The organism is Glaciecola sp. 1036 (assembly GCF_050306235.1).
Lineage (GTDB): Bacteria > Pseudomonadota > Gammaproteobacteria > Enterobacterales > Alteromonadaceae > Glaciecola.
This window is the reverse complement of sequence record NZ_JBLWFH010000003.1, coordinates 272,662-292,283: the sequence shown is the minus strand read 5'-3', so window position 1 is coordinate 292,283 and position 19,622 is coordinate 272,662. Positions and strand designations below refer to the sequence as shown.

Here is a 19,622-nt window from a genome sequence, read left to right as displayed (position 1 = left end):
CTTAAGCCAAGGAAATGAATATACCTGCAAGCGCTGCACTCATTAAATTGGCAAGTGTTGCTGCCAGTACAGCCTTTAAGCCTAACCGAGCGATGTCAGGACGTCGATTTGGGGCCATAGCGCCTATACCACCTAATAAAATCGCAATTGAAGATAAATTAGCGAAACCACACAATGCAAAGGTGATAATTGCTTGTGATGTAACTGACAACTCAGGCATATAGCCGACGAAATCCGAATAAGCTATAAATTCGTTAATAACAATTTTTTGCCCAATGAAACTGCCTGCTAACTGTGCTTCACTCCAAGGTACGCCAATCAACCAAGCTACAGGTTGGAAAACGTATCCAAGCAATGATTGAATGGTGAGGGTATCATAACCGAATAGTCCGCCAACATAGCCCAGAACTCCGTTTAACATGGCTATTAATGCGATGAAAGCAAGTAACATAGCACCCACATTTACTGCTAAACGCATACCAGATGCAGCTCCACTTGCCGCTGCGTCTAATACATTAGCAAATTCCTCTGCGTTTGATTTGACATCTGTCAAAGTTTGGTTAGGTTTGCCAGTTTCTGGCTCTAAAATTTTAGCGAACATTAGACCCGCCGGTGCAGCCATAAAACTGGCGGCTAATAAATATTTTAATTCCACGCCTATACTGGAATATCCCGCCATAATTGAACCCGCAACGGAAGCTAAACCACCTACCATAACCGCGAATAACTCTGAACGGGTCATGCTGCTAATAAAGGGTTTTACTATCAAAGGTGCTTCAGTTTGTCCTACAAAAATATTGGCAGCAGCAGACATGGATTCAGGTTTACTGGTTTGGAGTAGTTTATTTAATCCACCACCGATAATTTTTATTACGAATTCCATGATTTTTAGGTGGTATAAAACAGATATTAGGGAAGAGAAGAAGATAATTACGGGGAGAACATTAAAGGCGAAAATGAATCCAAGGGATCGTTCACTGCCTGGGTTACCTAGTGGCCCAAAGACAAATTCAATGCCCACAGTGCCGTAGTTAATAATGTTTTGAACAAATAAAGTAATGCTATTTAGTATGTCTACGCCGACCGAAGTATAAAGCACGAAGCAGGCTAGAATCGCTTGAATGGCAAAGGCTCCGCCAACTGTTCGCCAATTAATTGAGGAACGTTTTGACGAGAGGGCAATAGCGACGCCAAAGAGAAATAAAATACCTAAAAAACTGATCATTGAAATTGTCCATTATTATTATTGTTTACTAAATAAGCACTGACTACGTCGATAGCCAAGTGATTTTCACCGCCATGTGGAATGATAAGATCGGCAAAATTTTTACTGGGTTCGATAAACTTGTGATACATGGGTTTTACCGTTTCTTCATATTGCTTAGCAACAGACTCTATGGTTCGCCCTCTTTCATTAGTATCGCGCAGCATCCGGCGCATTAAACAAACATCGAGTGCAGTATCAACAAAGACTTTGATATCGAAATATTTAAACAGTTGTATTTGCGTTAGCAGCATAATGCCTTCAATAATAATAATGGGCGCTGCTTTAATGGTTTGGGTTTCTTTCAGTCGAGTATGCGTTTTATAGCAATACTCGGGATAATCTATGCTATTGCCCATCAAAATTTGTTGAAGGTGCTGTCCTAACAGATCATGTTCAAAAGCATCTGGATGGTCATAATTTGTATCTGCTCTTTTTTCTAATGGGATATGATCTTGAGACTTGTAATAATGATCTTCTTGAAGTACCAGAATTTTAGTTGAACTCTTGGCTAACTTCAGAGTTAAATTTTGCGTGAATAAAGATTTACCAGAGCCTGATGCTCCTGCAATCGCAATAATGATTGGTTTTTGCATATACGTTAGATTTGTCGCTGTTTCTATCACTTTACCTGTTGCTGCAAATTGTATCAATTTAAACTAGCAGATTTTCAGCAAACTCAGATAAATTGGCGACAAATTCGACGATTAATTTACACAAAGTTGAATCTAGTGATTAGTATTTAAGCAGTGGAAAAAGGTTAGAGCATGTTAATAAAAATAAAAAAGCTGGATGTATTAAGATTTCAAGTCTCATACATCCAGCGGGTTTTTATTGATTACATTGAGTAGCTAACACCAAGGAATAAACTACGTCCTCTAGGTCCTACTGGCCATGCGGTTTGAGTTGAATAAGGTTCTTCATCAGAGATATTGTTGATACCACCGTAAACAGTGAATGAATCATCAATTTCGTAACTTGCTCCTAAATCGAAGATGTAAACATCATCAAAGAATCCAGCATCGCCGTAAAGAGGGTTGTTACCATTTAAACCTCTAACAAGCTCTATTTCATCAACAGATTGCTTGCTCATATAAGTAGTCTGAAGCGCAATATACATTGGTCCTCTTGCCCAGCTTAGCTCAATATTTCCAGAAGTTTTTGGTAATTGAACCTGTTCAATTTCTGGATCTACGTCAGTTAAATCCAGTGGATTGAAGAAGTTATTAAGAGTTTTTTGATGTGAAGCAACTAAGCTCACACCAAATTGATTTTCTTCTATTGTAAACTCATAACTTGCAGACACGTCATAACCTTCAGCTTCTTGGCGTGCGAAGTTAATTTGACCTGTTGTTAAATCGTTCAAACCACCGTCTGCGCGGCGAGTAAATTGCTCACAGAATCCTAAAGCTGGATAGCTTGCAGAATCAAAACAGCCATTTAATATGTCGCCAGATCCAACCGCTAAGATCGCATCATCAATTTGCAAATCCCAGTAATCGACCGTTAGGGTGAAACCTTCAAGGAACGTTGGACGGAAAACGAATCCAACCGTTAGGGTTTCAGCTGTTTCAACGTCTAGTTCAGGGTTACCACCTGATGTACCTGAGAAACGACCGGTGAGAGGGTTTACCCAAATGTAGTTACCATCAGAGTCTAAAATATCGCTAGCAGCTACACCTGCAGCTTGCAAAGAAGATACACAGTTTGCTTGTCTAACCGAGGTGCCAGTATCTACGTTACCAGGATCACAAGGGTCAGCTGTGGCTGAAATGGTAATTGGTAATCTAGGGTCAAATAATTCAGAAATATTAGGCGCTCTAACTGCTTCTGAATATGTGGCTCGGAAGTTGATATCTTGTACTGGGCTATATGAAATACCTGCTTTCCAAGTGGTTGCATTCCCAAGTGTTGAGTAATCAGCTACTCGAACCGCACCATCAATGGTAAGTTCATAGGCATATTCGCGATCATAAAAAATAGGTAGACGTACTTCTAAAAATGCGTCAACTACATCGTATTCACCAGACGTATTAAATTCTCGGTCGTTATCAATGCTAGTAAAACTATTTAGCCAAGGATCTATGTCACCAACAAAGGCGCCAGGTGTTAGTGACGAACCTTCAGGCAAAATACCAAGTGTTAATGAATCTTGTCTATTGTCACTTGATTCTTCTCGATATTCGATACCAGAAGCATAACCAATAGCACCGTCTAAGAAAGATTCACCGATATCGAATTCCCCACTAGCGATCAACGACACTACCGTTTGCTCTATTTCAAGCACATCTGTTAAATGAGAAGTTACAAAGTCTTGTGCAGCTTTACTCGCTGAATAAGTACCAAAAGGATTCAACGGCGCACATTGACCGTCTCCAGGCGTGAAAGAATAATATCTATCACTAAAGAAGTTACCATCTGCATACCCGTTACCGGCTGTAAAATAATCAATTTCATAAGCGGCGTTAGGATCAATATCAGAACGACATACAATATTACCATCATCATCTGTAGTTGCATCAATGGCAGCGAAAATTCTGTCTAAATATAGACCAGTGGTTTCTGACGTATTTTTGAATTTGCCGTGATTGATCGAAAATTCAACTCTATGAGCATCGGCAATAAACCACTCTAATCCAGCTACAAACCGTTGAGTTTCGCGGGTATAAGTAGAAGGGTTGTCATCACTAAAATCAAGTGGATCCTGAGTTAGTAAAAGACCACCAGTCACATCTACTACTGGTAGTAGTTGCTCAGGAATAAAAGGGTTATCAGGTAGAATGAAAAGCGTATCGTAGAAAGTGTCTTGTTCTGCAAACGTAGTAGATTCCGCTTTCACATATTTGGCTTCAAAGAAACCAGACAAATCATCAGTAAAATCATATTTACCGTTCAAGTTTAGAACGAATTTATCTGTGGCAGGGAAAAGCGTATCACGATTGAAACTAATAGCTCCACCGTCACCGCCAATACCCCAAAGACCGTTCAATACGGTACCATCTTGGTTGACGCTAACTGAACCATCTGGGTTGGTAATCCAGCAACCAGCTAAGAATCCAGTACGGCCAGCTTCTGATTCTTGACAGTCTGGGATACCATTACCATTGATGTCTACATAAGTAACATCTCGTCCACCAAAGGTTGGTGCTATGGATCCTTGTTGTGATGTTAACCAAAATCTTGGATCATGGATGACGGCTCTAGGTGGACCGTTTGGATCAGGGTTTGCTCTTGGTTCCACTGATGCAATGCCGTTATCTTTCGACCAGTCTCTTTCGCCATAAGTAAGATCATTTTCTCTTTCAATAGTGGCAGCAAAAACGATATTACCCTTGCTGTTATCAAAGTTTTGTCCGTAAAGCACATCAAACCCGAAGCTTTCACCACCTCCTTCTAAAGGTGCGACACCTACGGCATCAAATTCAAAGCCTTCAAAGTCGTCTTTTAGAATAAAGTTAACAACACCTGTCACAGCATCTGCACCATAAACTGCAGATGCACCACCGGTAGTTACTTCAACACTTTTTACTAACGCTCTTGGGATAGTACCTATGTCAACTGCAGAGGTCCCTCTAAAACCTGCCACATGGCGACGACCATTCACTAAGGTTAAGGTTCTTTCTTCACCTAGACCTCTTAAGTTAAGGGCGTTTGCACCTGTTGTAGAGTTTTCAGCAGTTAAAGACGAAACAAGTGCAGGAATATCATTCACTATATCCGCCAAGTTTAACTCACCTGATAATTTGATGTCAGATTCGTCTATAGATTGTAATGGAACTGAAGAGGTAACATTGGGGTCTGTAGGAATACGAGAACCTGTGATATTAATAACCTCTACATTTTCTTCATCTTCCTGCGCAACTGCAAATCCAGATACAGACATGCCTAATGCTGTTGCTATACATAGAGAAACCGTAGATCGCTTTATGTTTAGTCGTGGTGTGTTGTTTGACTTCATTATAGTTTTACCCTGTGCTTCTATTAAATATATTATTCAAAAGCGTTTCTGTCTTTTAAAAAAGTGACAAAAGCATACTTTGTGCCAGACGTTTTATCTCAAGCAAACAGCGTTCTACAGCTTATTTTGAATATGCTAAAGATAATTGAGCGCCCTTATGGTGCAACTATGGCACTAATACGGTGCGTAAAGATAAGAGTAATAAGTGAAATTTCAAATATCAAGCAAATTAAAGATAGGTTGAGAACCTTTGCAAGGTTTTCTTGTCCAACGCGGCCTTTAATTGTTGTAATTCTTGCGCAAACGGGTTCCAACTACCTATTCCCTTGTTATTAATAGGCTGCCTGACTTGTTCGCTACTCGCCGTATGCACTTTTCGCTTAGAAGCATAAAAATTAAGGCATTGCTGTTGGTACTCAAGTCCAATACCCTTTAACAATTTACGCACTTGTGTTTCTGGATTTTGGATTAATTCTTCGTACTGCACCGAGATAATGTTGGTTGGAATTAGTGTTTCCCAATGCGTCATTAAATCTACGTAGGCGTTATAAAAGTGCGCTATATGTTGCAGGTTAAAACTAAAAGCAACACCCGATGGGAAGTACTGTTTATACAAGCTAAACCCACAATCTAAGGGATTTCGACGCACGTCGATAATCAGTGCTTGTGGTAAGATTTTATGAATCAACCCTATATGCCTAAAGTTAAAAGGCTGTTTGTCAGTGAAGAAAGGTCTATTGGTTTGCCTAAATAGCGCCCCTTTTTTGATATAGTCCTGCCCAAGACGGTGCAATTGCTCGGGTGTTAAATTTTCGATGGCGGAAAAAAATCCAGTTTTGTGTTGAGATAAGCAGAGGTTATGGGCATTTCTCTCGATACAAGCCATCGTCGGTTGCTCAAAGGTTCCTTCAATTTGACTATGACTGGCAAGTATTTGCTCCACAAGGGTAGAACCAGAGCGGGGTAAACCTAAAATAAAAATCGGCCTTGGTTCGTTTGCATCTAAAGGTGCTTGAGTATCTAACACTGTTTTTGAAAAGGTTTGTTTGCGCAATTCAAATTCTTTATCGACGTTTTCTGGTTGGTATCTGTCTAGGTTGTAAAGCTGGTTAGCCTTATTGTATAGGGCCATAGTGGTCGCATTATCTTTGTCACTTTCGGACGCTTTAGCCAAACTAAAAGTAGCAAGACATTTACTGATTTGTGGCACATCGGGTCGCATCAACAACTCGGTCAGAGCTTGTTTGTCTTGGTCAGTGAATTGATAATTTTTCATATCAGCTAATGCCCACCAAGCGTCAGCGTTTTGCGGATTCAACCTTAGGCTTTGTTTTAGGGCTTTAATACTGTCATCGCGTTTACCCAAAATTCGCAGACATTGCCCTCGGGCAAGTTGTAGTTGACTGCCTTGTTGTTGGTTTAATTGCGATAAGGACTCAGCCTCAGCACAAGCATCCAACGAAGCTTCATGTTGCCCCAGCTTTAGTCGCAAATTTATTTGTCGCCATAAATTGGCAAAGTTTTTTTGCAATGAGACCAGCGTGTCTAGGTTGTCTAACGCTTGTTGAAAGTCTCCTGAAGATTCCAACCCATTAATATACATTTGCCTAAGCACAAGATTGGCTGGAGAATGCGCTAGCCCATGAGCTAAGTAGGTATTACTTGTTTGTAAATCTTGCTTTTGCTGAGATAGATGGGCGAGAGTAAAAATAGCTCTGGGGTGGCCGGGTTGTTCATTCAACATTTTTTCAGCCAGTGTTTCAGCTTGGGCGAATTTTTGCGATTGGATTAATTGCTGTATGTCAGAAAAAGATTGTTGTAAGGGGTCAAATTTCTCAGCGTTTTGTCCTACTAAGACTGCTTCATTATAAAAGCCTGTGTTGTACAAACATTGACTCAATAAAAGCCATGCTTGATAGTCTTGAGGGAATTGAGTAACGCGTTTTTTTAGGGCGCTGATTGCTTGGGTAAATTCTTGGTTATCAATGTGCTGTTGAATGGCCTGTAATGCATCGGCTGAGTTGCCCATATGTGATAACCTAATTGTTTTTAAGTTTTATTATTCTATTGGCTTGAGGCTAACAATTATTTCAATAGCTCGCAACTTCAGAGGAGAATTTACGAGCAGCTATTGACGTGACTAAGATAGACGATGTTTAAAATCTTCATAACTAAATTCACGAACAAGATCGAATTCGCCGGATTTTCTTAAAATGCCAATGGCAGGATGTTGTACCCCATTAAAAAACGTGGTTTTTACCATGGTGTAGTGCATCATATCTTCGAACACGATGCGATCGCCTGGATTCAAGGGCTTATCAAAGCTATATTCTTCAATCGCATCTCCAGCAAGACAAGAATTTCCTCCAAACTTATAAGTATGCGCTTTTTCCCCGGGCTTGCCTGCACCAAGAATACTTGGTCGGTAAGGCATTTCTAACACGTCCGGCATATGAGCGGTGGCAGATATATCCAAAATGGCGATGTCCCTTTCGTTATGCACAATATCGACCACCTCACAAATTAAAGGGCCTGTCTGCCATGCAACAGCGGAGCCTGGTTCTAAAATGATTTGCAAATTCGGATACTTGGCTTTAAATCTGGTCAGCACTGAGATCATATGCTCAATGTCGTACCCTTTACGGGTCATTAAATGACCACCTCCCAAATTTAGCCATTTAAGATGAGGCAAATACTCCCCAAATTTTTCATCAATTGCGTTTAGGGTGCGTTCGGCAGCATATGAATCACACTCACAAAGATTGTGGCAATGAAATCCTTCTATTCCCGATAGGTCTTGGCCATGAATGTCTTTTGCTAAAATTCCCAGACGAGAGCCCGGGGCACAAGGATCGTAAAGAGGTGTTTCCGCTTCTTGGTTTTCAGGATTAATGCGTAAACCTGCGGATACCCCATTGGTTAATACTTGATGCTTAAACTTAAACCACTGAGCAAGGCTATTAAATGAAATATGGTTCACCAAACCGACTAAGGTATCCATATCAGAATCTTTGTAAGCGGGTGAAAATACATGCACATCGCCGCCGATTTCTTCTCGGGCTAATTTCGCTTCCCACACGCCACTTGAAGTAGCCCCTTTTAAGTACTGCTTGACCATAGGAAAGCACGACCACATGGAAAATCCTTTAAGAGCAAGAATAATATCCACACCAGTTGCTTGTTGAACCCGTTGCAATAACTGTAAGTTAGCTTCTAATTTGGCTTCTTCTAACACATAACAAGGTGAGGGAATTGCTTCTGACAAGAAGATATTATTCATTGCGTAAATTTACCTGTGTATCTAAGAGGATAAAATAAAGGTGAGCTCCTTGCAGGTACTCACCTTAACTGCGTTTATTGTTATTTGCTGAACGGACTCTTGTCACATTCAATCACATGCCAAGGTAACCCGTGGATGTTCAACATTTCCATAAAGGGATCTGGGTCAAATTGTTCCATATTCCAAACGCCAGGCTTGTGCCAAGTTTTATTCAACATTAGCGCTGAACCTATCATTGCAGGCACGCCAGTGGTATAAGAAACCGCTTGAGCGCCTACTTCTTCAAAACACTTGGCGTGATCACAGTTATTATAAATAAATATGGTTTTTTCTTTACCGTCTTTTATACCCGTAATGTAAGTACCTATACAGGTCATTCCCGTATATCCGTCAGCAAGAGAACCTGGATTTGGTAACACAGCTTTTAGGAATTCAAGGGGGACGATTTGTTGACCTTGGAATTCTATGGGTTCAATACTTGTCATGCCAATGCCTTCTAGCACGCGCAAATGCGTTAGATAAGCATCACCAAAGGTCATCCAAAATCTAGCGCGTTTCAGTGTTGGGAAGTGCTTAACAATGGATTCTAATTCTTCATGGAACATCAAATATGACGCTCGTACACCAATATTCTGGTAGTCCAAATCTTCGCGAACACTTAGTGGGTCAGTTTCTCTCCATTCACCGTCTTCAAAATAACGACCGCGTTGAGTAATTTCCCGGATATTAATTTCAGGGTTAAAGTTAGTTGCAAATGCCTGACCGTGATCACCGCCGTTACAATCAACAATGTCTAAATAGTGAATTTCATCAAAATAATGTTTAGCTGCGTAAGCTGTATAAACGTTTGTTACACCTGGATCAAAACCACTGCCAAGCAATGCCATAATACCTGCTTGCTGGAATTTTTCCTGATATGCCCATTGCCACGAATATTCAAACTTAGCTTCATCTTTGGGTTCATAATTAGCTGTATCAAGATAGTCAGTACCTGTGGCCAAACATGCATCCATGATGGGAAGATCTTGGTAAGGTAATGCTAAGTTAATCACTAAATCCGGTTGTACTTTGTTTATTAGCGCTTCTACAGCCTTGGCATCGTCTGCATCAACTGCAAACACACCTTTCACTCGGTCTTCGCCCACTTCTTTTTGTAATGATTCACATTTTGAAACGGTACGACTTGCCAAATAAATTTCATCAAAATGTTCTGGCAAACGTGCGCATTTCTTAATAGTAACTGAAGCAACACCGCCTGCACCAATAATCAAAACTTTAGACATTATACTCTCCAAGAAAAATTGTTTTGCCTGTTAGGGGGCTAAATAAGCTTATACTGAAAAATAAAAAATGAGGTCATTTTCAGCATTCTTATGTTTTATTGTATATTTTTGCGCATGATAACACAGGCTGTGATTACCACTAGAATTTTAGAGGAGAATGGGGAAATTTACACCAAGCTAATAAAGATAAACAGGCTCTAACTAGTTTGAAAAATCGCAGGTATAGGGTAGTCCCAGTTCGATTTTTCGACCTATGTGCATGTAAGGGTAAACGGTGATGGTATTACAACCCGCACTGTCTGTAATATTCAGTACCAGGGCATCATCTTCTAAACCATCGGGCTGAGAAATGGTGGCGGCGTAAACTAGAATTCCCACGGCATCTTCTGCCATTAGTCGTTGTGCATTCAATTGATCTTCAAGTGCTTCAATTAAATCTTGCGGTGTTTCCTGACCATCGTGCTCTGAAAATACACATTGCACATCTTTATCAATGGATATAACGGCGAAGGGATACAATATTGGAGAATGCGCTAACATAATATCGCAAAGTGATAATGCAGAGTTTATCAAGTTCGCATAAGGAATATTTTGTTTTAAAATGACATTAGGTTTCATCTTAACACCTGTCTTTTTATACGCAGTATCCTCCTTAACGGCAGCAAGATATAAAAAGTTCAGCACTTTTTTACTTTAATTTGACCGAACCCCTTGTATTCCGCCTGTATGAAGCAAGCAAACGGTTTTATTTTTCAATTCTGGTTGTGAGTTAACTAACTGATTATAGGCAAAAAAACTCTTGTTATTATAAACAGAATCTAGCGGGATTTTGGTCTGTTGAAAAAATTGCTCACTGAACGCATCTAGCACCTTGTTTCGTTTTGCATAACCTCCTTGATGAAAGTTATCTTCAATTCGCCATTGGGTATTTTGAATAGGAAGAGCGGTCAATTCTGGTATTAATTGGGTGTGATATCCCGGCGCTTTTAACACACTGATACCGATTAATTCGATTGCTAAACTGTGTTGTTCAATGTGGGACAACAAGCCTGCAAAAGTACCACCGCTGCCGACAGGAAGAATTATTACTTCTGGCAAGTGTTGGGAGGATAACTCTTCTACGATGCTACCCACATAAACTAACGTATCTTTGTCAGTGCCACCTTCCGGTACACATATTTGCGCATTGTGCCGTAGCTTTAATGCCTCAATGTAATCGGCATCATTGCGTTTTAAATATTCTTTTTTATTCACAAACACCAGCTTAGCTCCCCAGTTTTTCGCATCTAGCAAAGTAGGCGTTAACTGATGGCTATAATCCCCTCGAATGATCAATGTACAAGCAACATTTAGACGATTACACACATAAGCCAAAGCATGAATATGATTAGAAAAGCCACCGCCAAAACTTATAAGATGTTGAATATCTTGTTGCTGGATTTTCTGCGTTAAAGGTTTGAGTTTTCGCCATTTGTTTCCCGAAATAACAGGGTGCAATAAATCGTCTCTTTTGATCCAAACATTATGCTGCATGTGTGGCCACGTAATCTGCTCTAAAGGCGAGGGAGAGGTAATTTGTAGCAATCTTTCTATTGGCATTTTAGGGGGAAATGACACGCAAATATGAAAATTACGTAAAGTTAATGATCTTAGAAGTATATATCGCACGTTTATAAGCTCAAGCACAAAAGAGGTAATAATGTATGAAATGGTTTATCACATTACTTTTATTTTGGTCGCTTACGGTTTTAGCTGAACCACCGAAGCTTGAGTTCGTTAAAGATCCTAAAACTGTAGGAAAAACCCGGCTGGAAGTATTGTTTTGGGATATTTATGAGGCAGAACTCATTGCGCCTGAAGGTAAATGGGATAAGGATAAACCTTTCGCACTGAGATTAACCTATCTGAGAGACTTTGAAGGCAAAGAAATTGCCAGCCGCTCGGTGGATGAAATGCGTGATCTAGGCTTTGATGATGAGCTCAAGTTAGCAAAATGGTTTCAGAAAATGCATCGTATCTTTCCCGACGTTAAGGAAGGCGAATGCATCATGGGAATTGTTGACGAAGACAAGGTAAGCCATTTTTATTTCAATGACGAAAAAATTGGTAAAGTAACTGATGCAGAATTTACCGAATGGTTCTTTGCTATTTGGTTATCAGAAGATACCTCAGAACCTAAAATGCGTGAACAACTGTTAGGAATGAATTAAATGAGAAAGCAGCTCAAAACAATTGCATTGGCAGGTTTTAGTCTACTTTTCATTAATGCTTGCTCTGTTTCGATTAGCGGACAAAACTACGAAACTATTACGCCTGAGTTTTCATTAGAGGCATTTTTTGATGGCAAAATTAAAGCTTGGGGCATAGTGCAAGGCCGAGATGGAGAAATTTTACAACGCTTTATTGTCGACATAGATGCTTACAAGGAAAATGACACCTTGATATTGGACGAAGCTTTTACTTACGGCTACGGAGAAGGTCCCACCAAGCGCACTTGGAAAATAAGTAAGAATCCTGATGGAACATACACTGGCAATGCAGGGGATATTGCAGGGCCTGCGCTAGGTAAGTCCCACGGGAATGCATTTAACTTTAGTTATGAAATGGATTTAGACGTAGACGGTAGCGAATATCGCGTTAACTTTGACGACTGGTTTTGGGCATTTGATGACAATACTATGATGAATCGCTCTTACATCAAGAAGTTCGGCATTACCTTTGCGCAAGTGACTATTTTCATGCAGAAACAGTAAGTTTACTCTACCGGAATATCAAAACTACACTTGAGTCCTTTGTCGTTTTCATTTGCCGAGAATGTCAAGTGACCATTGTGCAATTCTACTACAGCCGAAACTAACGATAAGCCAAGACCATTACCTTGAGTCGATCGGCTTTTATCTGCTCGATAAAAACGACGGGTTAGTTTATCAATGTCTTTTGAAGATACGCCAATGCCGGAATCACTTACGCTGTAGTGAATATTTGTGCCTTGCCGTTTTAGGCTGATAGCAATTTCCCCTTGTTCAGGCGTAAACTTCACCGCGTTGTCGATAGTGTTGGCAAAGGCTTGGAATATCAAACTTTTGTCACAGATAGCATGTAAATCATCACTAATTTCGGTGGTTAACCGAATATGCTTATCTTCCATTACAGGTACATAGAGGTCGATAGCATCTTCTAATACCACTGAAAGATTGTTTAATTCAAAATGCGAACGCTGAGCACTGGTTTCAATATAGGTAATTCGAAGCAATGAATTAAAAATTTCCAGAATATTGTCGCACTCTTGCAATAATTGATATTTTTCGTCTTGGTTTGGCAATGCTTCTAAGTGGGTTTTAAGTCTAGTTAATGGGGTTCGTAAGTCATGAGCAATACTGTCTGATACGGATTTTATGCCTTTGACAGAATGCTCTAATTTTTCCAGCATTTGATTAAGCGCTAGAGTTAGCTTACTTAAGTCATCCCATTCACTTTCCACATATAAACGTTCGCTGAGATTACCTGATGAGACAATTTTGTCAGCCGTGTCTGATATTTTATTTATCCGACTTACTACATAGTAAGCCACGGCAATACTTAATATAGAGATGATACTCACTATGATGATCATGACCCAAGAAGAGACTTGGGCCAAGCGAACCGCTAATTCGTAGTTTTGCACACTACGTCCCACCAAGAGTTCGTCTTTGTTGTCTAGTTCTAGGATCATCGCTATGACGGTCTGATATTTGCGATTTTGTGCGGTCTGCGCGTTTCTTGGTTTTGCTTCTATTTCAAGAATACCATTGCGTACAATTTTTACGTTTTTGGTTGGCCATTTATCTAAATTACCGGCTAAGAAATTGTCATTTTTGTCTTTAAGATAATAAAAGAAGTCGTTGTTAAGGTTATTCACTCGGCTTTCAATGGATTTAATAACAGCCGATCTTCCTGCATTATCAAACAAACTTTTGAACCCGCCAATATCAGAAAGAATGGCCGCTTCAGTTTCTCGAATTAATAAGTCATCGTTGGTAACTGAAAGCACATAATTGTTAAATGCAACGCCAATAAACAAAAGACTCATGAAGATAAAACTAACAATAAAGCTAGAGCTTTTGGAATAGGCTTTTATCGCGCGCATTTAATCTGTGTTCGCTTGTGACTCTGGCGTTAAGCTATAACCCGCTCCGCGGATAGTGGAAATCATATTATGCTCGAATCCTTTGTCTATTTTATTGCGCAATCTGCTGATATGTACGTCTATTACATTGGTTTGGGGATCGAAATTATATTCCCAGACTTTTTCCAATAGCATAGCACGTGTAATAACTTTTCCTTGATTAAGCATCAAATACTCAAGCAACTTAAATTCTTTGGATTGCAATTCAATCTCAATATCGCCGCGTTTTGCTGTGCGCTCAATTAAGTCTAAGGTAAGGTCGCCCACCACAATTTCTGTATTGGTTGGATTGTTCTCGCTTATGGAACGGCTGGCGAGAATCTCAATGCGAGCGAGCAATTCTTCGAAGGCAAAGGGCTTACTTAAATAGTCATCGGCACCCGCTCTAAGCCCAGTGACTCTATCTTCCACCTTGTTTTTAGCGCTTAAGAATAATACAGGTGTGGTGATTTGTTGTTGCTTGATGTTTTCCAACACCTCCATACCATCCATTTCTGGCAGCATGCGGTCAAGAATAATCACGTCAAAGCCACCACTTAACGCCGAGGTTAAGCCACTGCGGCCGTCACTTTCACAGGAACAAGAATGCCCAGCTTCGGTTAAGCCATTTAGGATAAATTGAGCAACTGTTGGCTCATCTTCTATTAATAAAATCTTCATCACGATAAGATAGCGAATCCTGAGAGTAATGTCAGATTAAATTACTGTAATTCTTTTTAGAAAGGAACCTTTATGTTTGTTATCATCATTTGTATGGCCTTGGTGGTGTTTATGCCACTTGTCGCAAAAGCGCCGTTAGCTTGGCAAATGCATAAGTCTAATGGTTATGACAATCGAAATCCCAGACAACAGCAGGCTGGTTTGCAGGGTCTTGGAGCTAGGGCTTTAGCTGCCCACCAAAATTGTTACGAAGCTATTGCCTATTTCGCGCCAACAGTTTTACTGGTCATCGCAATGGATGCCCATACTGTTTTTACCGCACAATTGTGTATAGCCTTCGTACTACTTCGTTTGGCTTATTTAATTTGTTATTGGGCCAATTGGCATATCATCCGTAGTATTTTGTGGGTTTTGGGCATGCTCACAATTGGGATCCACTATTACCTTTTATTGCGTTAATGCTTAAAGCGAATCTCTTCAGGATATGGGGTGAAATTCTGTATTAACCCTTTGGCGGCTTCTTTTTGCAGAGACCGCCAATATTCTGGTAGCAACAAATCCCCATGCAGTTCTTTCAAGATATCCTTAAGATGTTTTTTGCCTACAATAAAGTGCTCAAATTGTTCCGGAAAAACATCATCTGGCGCTACTGATAAGGTATCGAGCGCGTAAGGGTCATCGCTTTTTGGGAGCTCTCTAAAATTACGCTCGTTCATGTAGCAAATTTCATCGTAATCGTAAAAAATGACACGACCAGTGCGATTGATACCAAAGTTTTTATGCAGCATATCGCCTGGGAAGATATTTGAATATGCAATTTGCTTAATGCATTGCCCCAGTTCATTAATCGCACTTCTTATTTTTTCTTCGTCAGTTTCTTCATTTAAATAAATATTGAGCGGGGTCATTTTGCGTTCAATGTATAAATGAGTGATGATCAACTCGTCTTCTGTAAACTCTAGAGAGCTTGCACAAGTATCTTTGAGATATTTAAGTAATTCTTCATCAATACGCTCCAAGGGGAACCTAAAGTTTACATACTCGTGGGTGTCAGCCATACGACCAACCCGATCTCCCATTTTGACAAGCCTATATCTATCTTTAACATGTTCTCGGGTAATCTTTTTACTTTCTGCAAATTCGTCTTTTATGACTTTAAAAACAACGCCGTAAGAGGGGAGGTGGAAAACCGCCATCACTAAGCCTTTTATACCCGGCGCTAAGCAGAAATTATCGTCACTATCCTGTAGATGTTGTAAAAAATTTCGGTAGAACACAGTTTTTCCATGTTTATAAAAACCTATGCCCATGTAGAGTTCAAAGTTCTTTTTGTGGGGAAGCAGCTCTTTTAAAAAGGCCACTAGCTCGGCCGGATACTGAGTATCTGCCATAAAGTAGGAGCGAGCAAAACTAAATACAAAACTTAAATGAGCCCGCTCAGCAACTAAGGCATCGACCATAATTTTTTGTTCATCTGTCATATGTAAAGCAATAACAAATGGCAAGGTTTCTTCGGGCATACACATTCGACCAATCATATAAGCAGCCTTACCTCGATAAAACACAGGTTTTAGCATTTCTATGGTATGCACACTGGCTAATTGAGCTTTGTTGAGACGCTTTCTTAATGCGGTGTCCAGATTTTGAATATCTCGTTCAAAATCTTCAAAAGGCGTATTAAAACGATAGGTGTTGAACACTTCATAATACATCTGGCGTACGCTGCCAGTGGTATCAAAGGTATTGATAATTTTATCTCTGTCACGTCCCGGTAAAAAGCATCGGCTTGGTAACACAAACATAATGCTATCGTCGATTTTAGTATGTTTAAAGATGCGTCCTATAACAGAATTATAGAAGGTTTCGGCAAGTTCAAATTGGGGATGATCTTCCAATAATTTAGAAAAGTAATTTTTAGTCTCTAACCAAAACTCCTGAGATTGCTGTCTTGGATAAACTTGGTGGTAAATCTCTGCCACAGCTTCGGACAAGCTTTTCTCATAAATGGTGATGCGCTCGGTAACCGCCGACTGAGATTCGGCCCATTGACAATTTTCAAAGCGTTCTTGTGCGCCTGAGGTAATGCGACGAAACCATCTAAATGACTTATCAAACTCATTTAAAATCTGGTAGGCCAGTTTTTTTGCGATTTTCTTTTCATCTGCCAACATACAATAAAGCTCTAAAAATGACGAAATAACCCTGTTTGCAACTCACCATAACCAAAACAAAACTAGAAACCTAGTGTACTTTAGTCTTCTATGATGAATGAGACATGCATTGATTTTAGATAAAAAAATGGCGCTAGTAGATAGCGCCAATGTTTTCGAGTTGGTTAGATTAACCAAAAATTCTTCTGCGCTTGCCTTCTTTACGGCGACGTCTAAATCCACTTCGAATTTCTTTACGAGTAGCATCGATCCAAACTTCGCGATTAACATTCGCTTGATCACCTCTACGGTTTTCTTCAATACGTCTAAATTCGCAGAATCTGTTATAGGCATCAAGATCTTGAGATAAATCTTGAATAACCAATTCAATCATTATGGCATCGTCTACATAACCAAGGCCTGGGATATGATCTGGTACTAAATCATGCGGCTCAGTGAAGTAGGCTAGGGAAGTCAACACTTCTGTTTTTTCATCTTCAGGCATTTGCCATTCAGGATCTTCAAGGGCGGCGATTAAGGTCTTTAAACAATCTAAACGCTCAGCAACAAAATCTGGAAGTGTTGCTTGAGACATTTCATCACAGACTTCTTTTGCTTTGGTAATGATTTCTTCGCTTGAATATTGGGTGGCTTTTGCAAGCGCATCCTTCATCAATGCACGAAAATGTTCCAAGTCGTTGTCAGATAATTCAAAGTTAATTTGTACTGGCATTAGCTGTCCTTAAAATTTTTTTAACTACATTAAAGGCATCTGGCTGAATAATCAATAATATTTGCGTGAAAAACCAGTCGGAGTTTTGATAAAAGGAGATTTAAAATCTGTTAATTTTTGAATTGGTGTCTCATAAAAAAAGATAAATAAAAATTAATAGCTAGGTTAATCACGGGTTTGCTTACTTTGACGCATTATATAACTGGTGGACTTTGCATTTACTACTATACTTTTTCTACTAGCAACAAAAGGAGATGATGCTTATGTATCTGCACAAACAAAATGCCTACACCAAGTTAATTCAAACACCTTTATTTTTAATTACCACTATGCTCTTTATGATGGCTAGCCAAACTGCTAACGCGGCCTTGCTTTCATGGGATAATGCTACTTTGTTAAAGGGCAATAGCCTAGATGATATCAACCCATTAGTCTTGTTTGGTTTTAATCCACAGCCAGAACCGCCGGCGTTGCCTAGTACGAAACCTACATTTGTGGTTGAAGATGTGGAAAATCCACAAGTCTTTGATTTGGGTTTTGCAATCGCTAGTGAGGGCAATGTTGCCCCTTTAATGATAGAACTGCTAGATACTCCCATCGATGACTTTTCTAGCCTAACGTTGATGGTTAAAAATCAGAGAAGCTTAGAAGATATTTTCCAGGTTAACTTTGAATTTTCCACAAGTTCAGGCGGTGTAATAGATCTTGATAGTCTATCTTTTAACCCTCAGCCTGAACCGCCCGCAGAATTTAGAGACGGTGGCGTTTTCGGTATGAATTTTTCGTTCACTTCACTATCCGATGTGTGGGTATCCTTTGAAGTACTCAATATCAATAACCAAGCCATTAGTTTCTCTAGAGTCTCAGCGCCTAGTACTGTCTTGTTACTATCATTTGCAGTTTTTGGGCTTTTAAGGCGTAGAGGGAACAGAGCATAAAATTGAGACATTTTAGAGAGGAGACTGGGGCTCACTATAGGTTCGGGCCCTGGCTATACTTGTCCCATGATAAATATGCTTTCACGAAAGACATAAAAAAAGCCGACGAATCGGCTTTTAAGAAAACGTCACTATGTCAGTATATCACGCTGTTTTGCGTCTAAACGCAAGACCTGCGATACCCATTACAAACAAGCCAAGTGCGGCAGGGGTAGAAACTGTAGGAACAACCTGCTGTTCTGTTAGGCCAGCATATAATACGTTCTGTTGAGAGTAGTTGTAAAAACCTACCGAACCATCACCAAATGAAGCAAGTCCAGCATCGGCAGCAGTAAAGTTCAACTCAAGTACGTTATCAACGTATACTTGTATCAAATTTGAAGTAAAAACTATGTCAAACAAATACTCGGTACCGGTGACCCAGCCAGTTGAACCTAGAGTAGTTGCTCTGGTAACTTCGCTAACAGCACCTGTATGTGTCCAAAATTCCGAATCAGCTGCAGCACCTGTTACAACAGAAGCTGCCAAGCCGTCGAACGCTTGACCTAGACCAGGAAAGGATTGATCTCCCTGCTTCCAATCTATCAAAATATACTCTGCACTAGCAGAAGTAAGCTCGTTGTCTTGATATCCCAAAACAAAACCAATAAAGTCGTCGTCTCCGCCGTAATTACTGGAAATGCGACCAGATATTTGAGTGCCCTGAGCATTCTCACCGTCTTTAAAAAAGATAGTGGGATCTGTGTTTTGGGTTTGTCTTACAGTATCGTTCCCAGGTTGGAGCTGCCAAGTTGTAGTGCCATCTGATTGCCATGTTGATAAGTCGATGGGAATAGGCGCAGCTTGAGTTGTAAAGGCAGAAAATAAAAGCGCCGCAGCACCATATTTTAAAAGATTTAGTTTAGATGTTTTTGTGAACATTCGATTCCTTTCTGTTATGTGATATTAAAAGCAAAAGTGATTAAAAAATTGCCGTATAGATTCTAAGGCAATAATTACGCCAAAAAATAAAGCTAATTTTTTCAATCATTTATTGATTTATTTGACGTGGTTTGTAAAAAAGTCTGACAATGATTAAATCTATCAAATTGTTCAGCCGTAAAATGAGTGGGGAACTTTTTTTGCCAAATTAATTTGGATTGCGAAGCGCTTATTTACAATAAATATGAAGATCAGAATCCCCAATTAAAA

The 19,622-nt window shown here is 39.8% G+C and carries 17 protein-coding genes; 4 read left to right on the top strand and 13 right to left on the bottom strand.

Annotated features, from left to right (window positions below):
- Window position 1 precedes the first annotated feature (1 nt).
- The 8 genes from ACNKW3_RS06320 to ACNKW3_RS06285 all read right to left on the bottom strand — a co-directional run bounded on the left by ACNKW3_RS06320 (window position 2) and on the right by ACNKW3_RS06285 (window position 11,384).
- Window positions 2–1,225 (bottom strand): NupC/NupG family nucleoside CNT transporter, encoded by a 1,224-nt coding sequence (locus ACNKW3_RS06320; RefSeq protein ID WP_427398432.1) that lies wholly within the window; start codon window positions 1,223–1,225, stop codon window positions 2–4.
- The gene (gene udk, locus ACNKW3_RS06315; RefSeq protein ID WP_427398431.1) at window positions 1,222–1,860 is read right to left on the bottom strand and encodes a uridine kinase; all 639 of its coding nucleotides are present in this window, start codon (window positions 1,858–1,860) and stop codon (window positions 1,222–1,224) included. Before udk ends, ACNKW3_RS06320 begins: the two co-directional genes overlap by 4 nt.
- A 242-nt stretch (window positions 1,861–2,102) precedes the next feature.
- The gene (locus ACNKW3_RS06310) at window positions 2,103–5,222 is read right to left on the bottom strand and encodes a TonB-dependent receptor domain-containing protein (RefSeq protein WP_427398430.1); all 3,120 of its coding nucleotides are present in this window, start codon (window positions 5,220–5,222) and stop codon (window positions 2,103–2,105) included.
- Window positions 5,223–5,451: 229 nt separating this feature from the next.
- A complete protein-coding gene (locus tag ACNKW3_RS06305; protein ID WP_427398429.1) occupies window positions 5,452–7,251 on the bottom strand; it encodes a tetratricopeptide repeat-containing sulfotransferase family protein in 1,800 nt (599 codons plus the stop codon).
- Window positions 7,252–7,362: 111 nt separating this feature from the next.
- A complete protein-coding gene (gene nspC / locus ACNKW3_RS06300) occupies window positions 7,363–8,502 on the bottom strand; it encodes a carboxynorspermidine decarboxylase (protein ID WP_427398428.1) in 1,140 nt (379 codons plus the stop codon).
- An 80-nt stretch (window positions 8,503–8,582) separates the two neighbouring features.
- Entirely contained in the window at window positions 8,583–9,785 is a 1,203-nt protein-coding gene (locus ACNKW3_RS06295; RefSeq protein ID WP_427398427.1) for a saccharopine dehydrogenase family protein, read from the bottom strand.
- Between the two features lie 201 nt (window positions 9,786–9,986).
- Window positions 9,987–10,403, bottom strand: a complete 417-nt coding sequence (locus ACNKW3_RS06290; RefSeq protein ID WP_427398426.1) for a hypothetical protein — start codon at window positions 10,401–10,403, stop codon at window positions 9,987–9,989.
- Window positions 10,404–10,478: 75 nt separating this feature from the next.
- On the bottom strand, window positions 10,479–11,384 hold the full coding sequence (locus tag ACNKW3_RS06285; RefSeq protein ID WP_427398425.1) for a 1-aminocyclopropane-1-carboxylate deaminase/D-cysteine desulfhydrase: 906 nt from the start codon (window positions 11,382–11,384) through the stop codon (window positions 10,479–10,481).
- A 104-nt stretch (window positions 11,385–11,488) separates the two neighbouring features.
- Between ACNKW3_RS06285 and ACNKW3_RS06280 the strand changes: the two genes are divergently transcribed.
- Together ACNKW3_RS06280 and ACNKW3_RS06275 are read left to right on the top strand one after the other, a co-directional pair.
- Window positions 11,489–11,995: a chalcone isomerase family protein gene (locus tag ACNKW3_RS06280; RefSeq protein WP_427398424.1), complete on the top strand. Its 507-nt coding sequence runs from the start codon at window positions 11,489–11,491 to the stop codon at window positions 11,993–11,995.
- Window positions 11,996–12,538 (top strand): DUF3833 domain-containing protein, encoded by a 543-nt coding sequence (locus tag ACNKW3_RS06275; RefSeq protein WP_427398423.1) that lies wholly within the window; start codon window positions 11,996–11,998, stop codon window positions 12,536–12,538. It begins immediately after the preceding gene.
- 2 nt (window positions 12,539–12,540) lie between these two features.
- On the opposite strand, the gene ACNKW3_RS06270 is transcribed toward ACNKW3_RS06275, so the two are convergent.
- Both ACNKW3_RS06270 and ACNKW3_RS06265 read right to left on the bottom strand, forming a co-directional pair.
- Window positions 12,541–13,911 (bottom strand): ATP-binding protein, encoded by a 1,371-nt coding sequence (locus ACNKW3_RS06270; RefSeq protein WP_427398422.1) that lies wholly within the window; start codon window positions 13,909–13,911, stop codon window positions 12,541–12,543.
- Complete coding sequence (locus ACNKW3_RS06265; protein ID WP_427398596.1) at window positions 13,912–14,610, bottom strand: response regulator transcription factor; 699 nt, start codon at window positions 14,608–14,610, stop codon at window positions 13,912–13,914. It lies immediately after the preceding gene.
- A 72-nt stretch (window positions 14,611–14,682) separates the two neighbouring features.
- On the opposite strand from ACNKW3_RS06265, the gene ACNKW3_RS06260 reads away from it, so the two are divergent.
- A complete protein-coding gene (locus ACNKW3_RS06260; RefSeq protein ID WP_427398421.1) occupies window positions 14,683–15,069 on the top strand; it encodes an MAPEG family protein in 387 nt (128 codons plus the stop codon).
- Here the strand turns inward: ACNKW3_RS06260 and aceK are convergent.
- Window positions 15,066–16,781: a bifunctional isocitrate dehydrogenase kinase/phosphatase gene (gene aceK, locus ACNKW3_RS06255; RefSeq protein ID WP_427398420.1), complete on the bottom strand. Its 1,716-nt coding sequence runs from the start codon at window positions 16,779–16,781 to the stop codon at window positions 15,066–15,068. The genes ACNKW3_RS06260 and aceK overlap by 4 nt on opposite strands.
- A gap of 169 nt (window positions 16,782–16,950) precedes the next feature.
- Window positions 16,951–17,493, bottom strand: a complete 543-nt coding sequence (locus ACNKW3_RS06250; protein WP_427398419.1) for a YkvA family protein — start codon at window positions 17,491–17,493, stop codon at window positions 16,951–16,953.
- 263 nt (window positions 17,494–17,756) lie between these two features.
- Between ACNKW3_RS06250 and ACNKW3_RS06245 the strand changes: the two genes are divergently transcribed.
- Window positions 17,757–18,431: a hypothetical protein gene (locus tag ACNKW3_RS06245; RefSeq protein ID WP_427398418.1), complete on the top strand. Its 675-nt coding sequence runs from the start codon at window positions 17,757–17,759 to the stop codon at window positions 18,429–18,431.
- 144 nt (window positions 18,432–18,575) lie between these two features.
- On the opposite strand, the gene ACNKW3_RS06240 is transcribed toward ACNKW3_RS06245, so the two are convergent.
- Window positions 18,576–19,352, bottom strand: a complete 777-nt coding sequence (locus tag ACNKW3_RS06240; protein ID WP_427398417.1) for a hypothetical protein — start codon at window positions 19,350–19,352, stop codon at window positions 18,576–18,578.
- Between the last annotated feature and the right edge of the window lie 270 nt (window positions 19,353–19,622).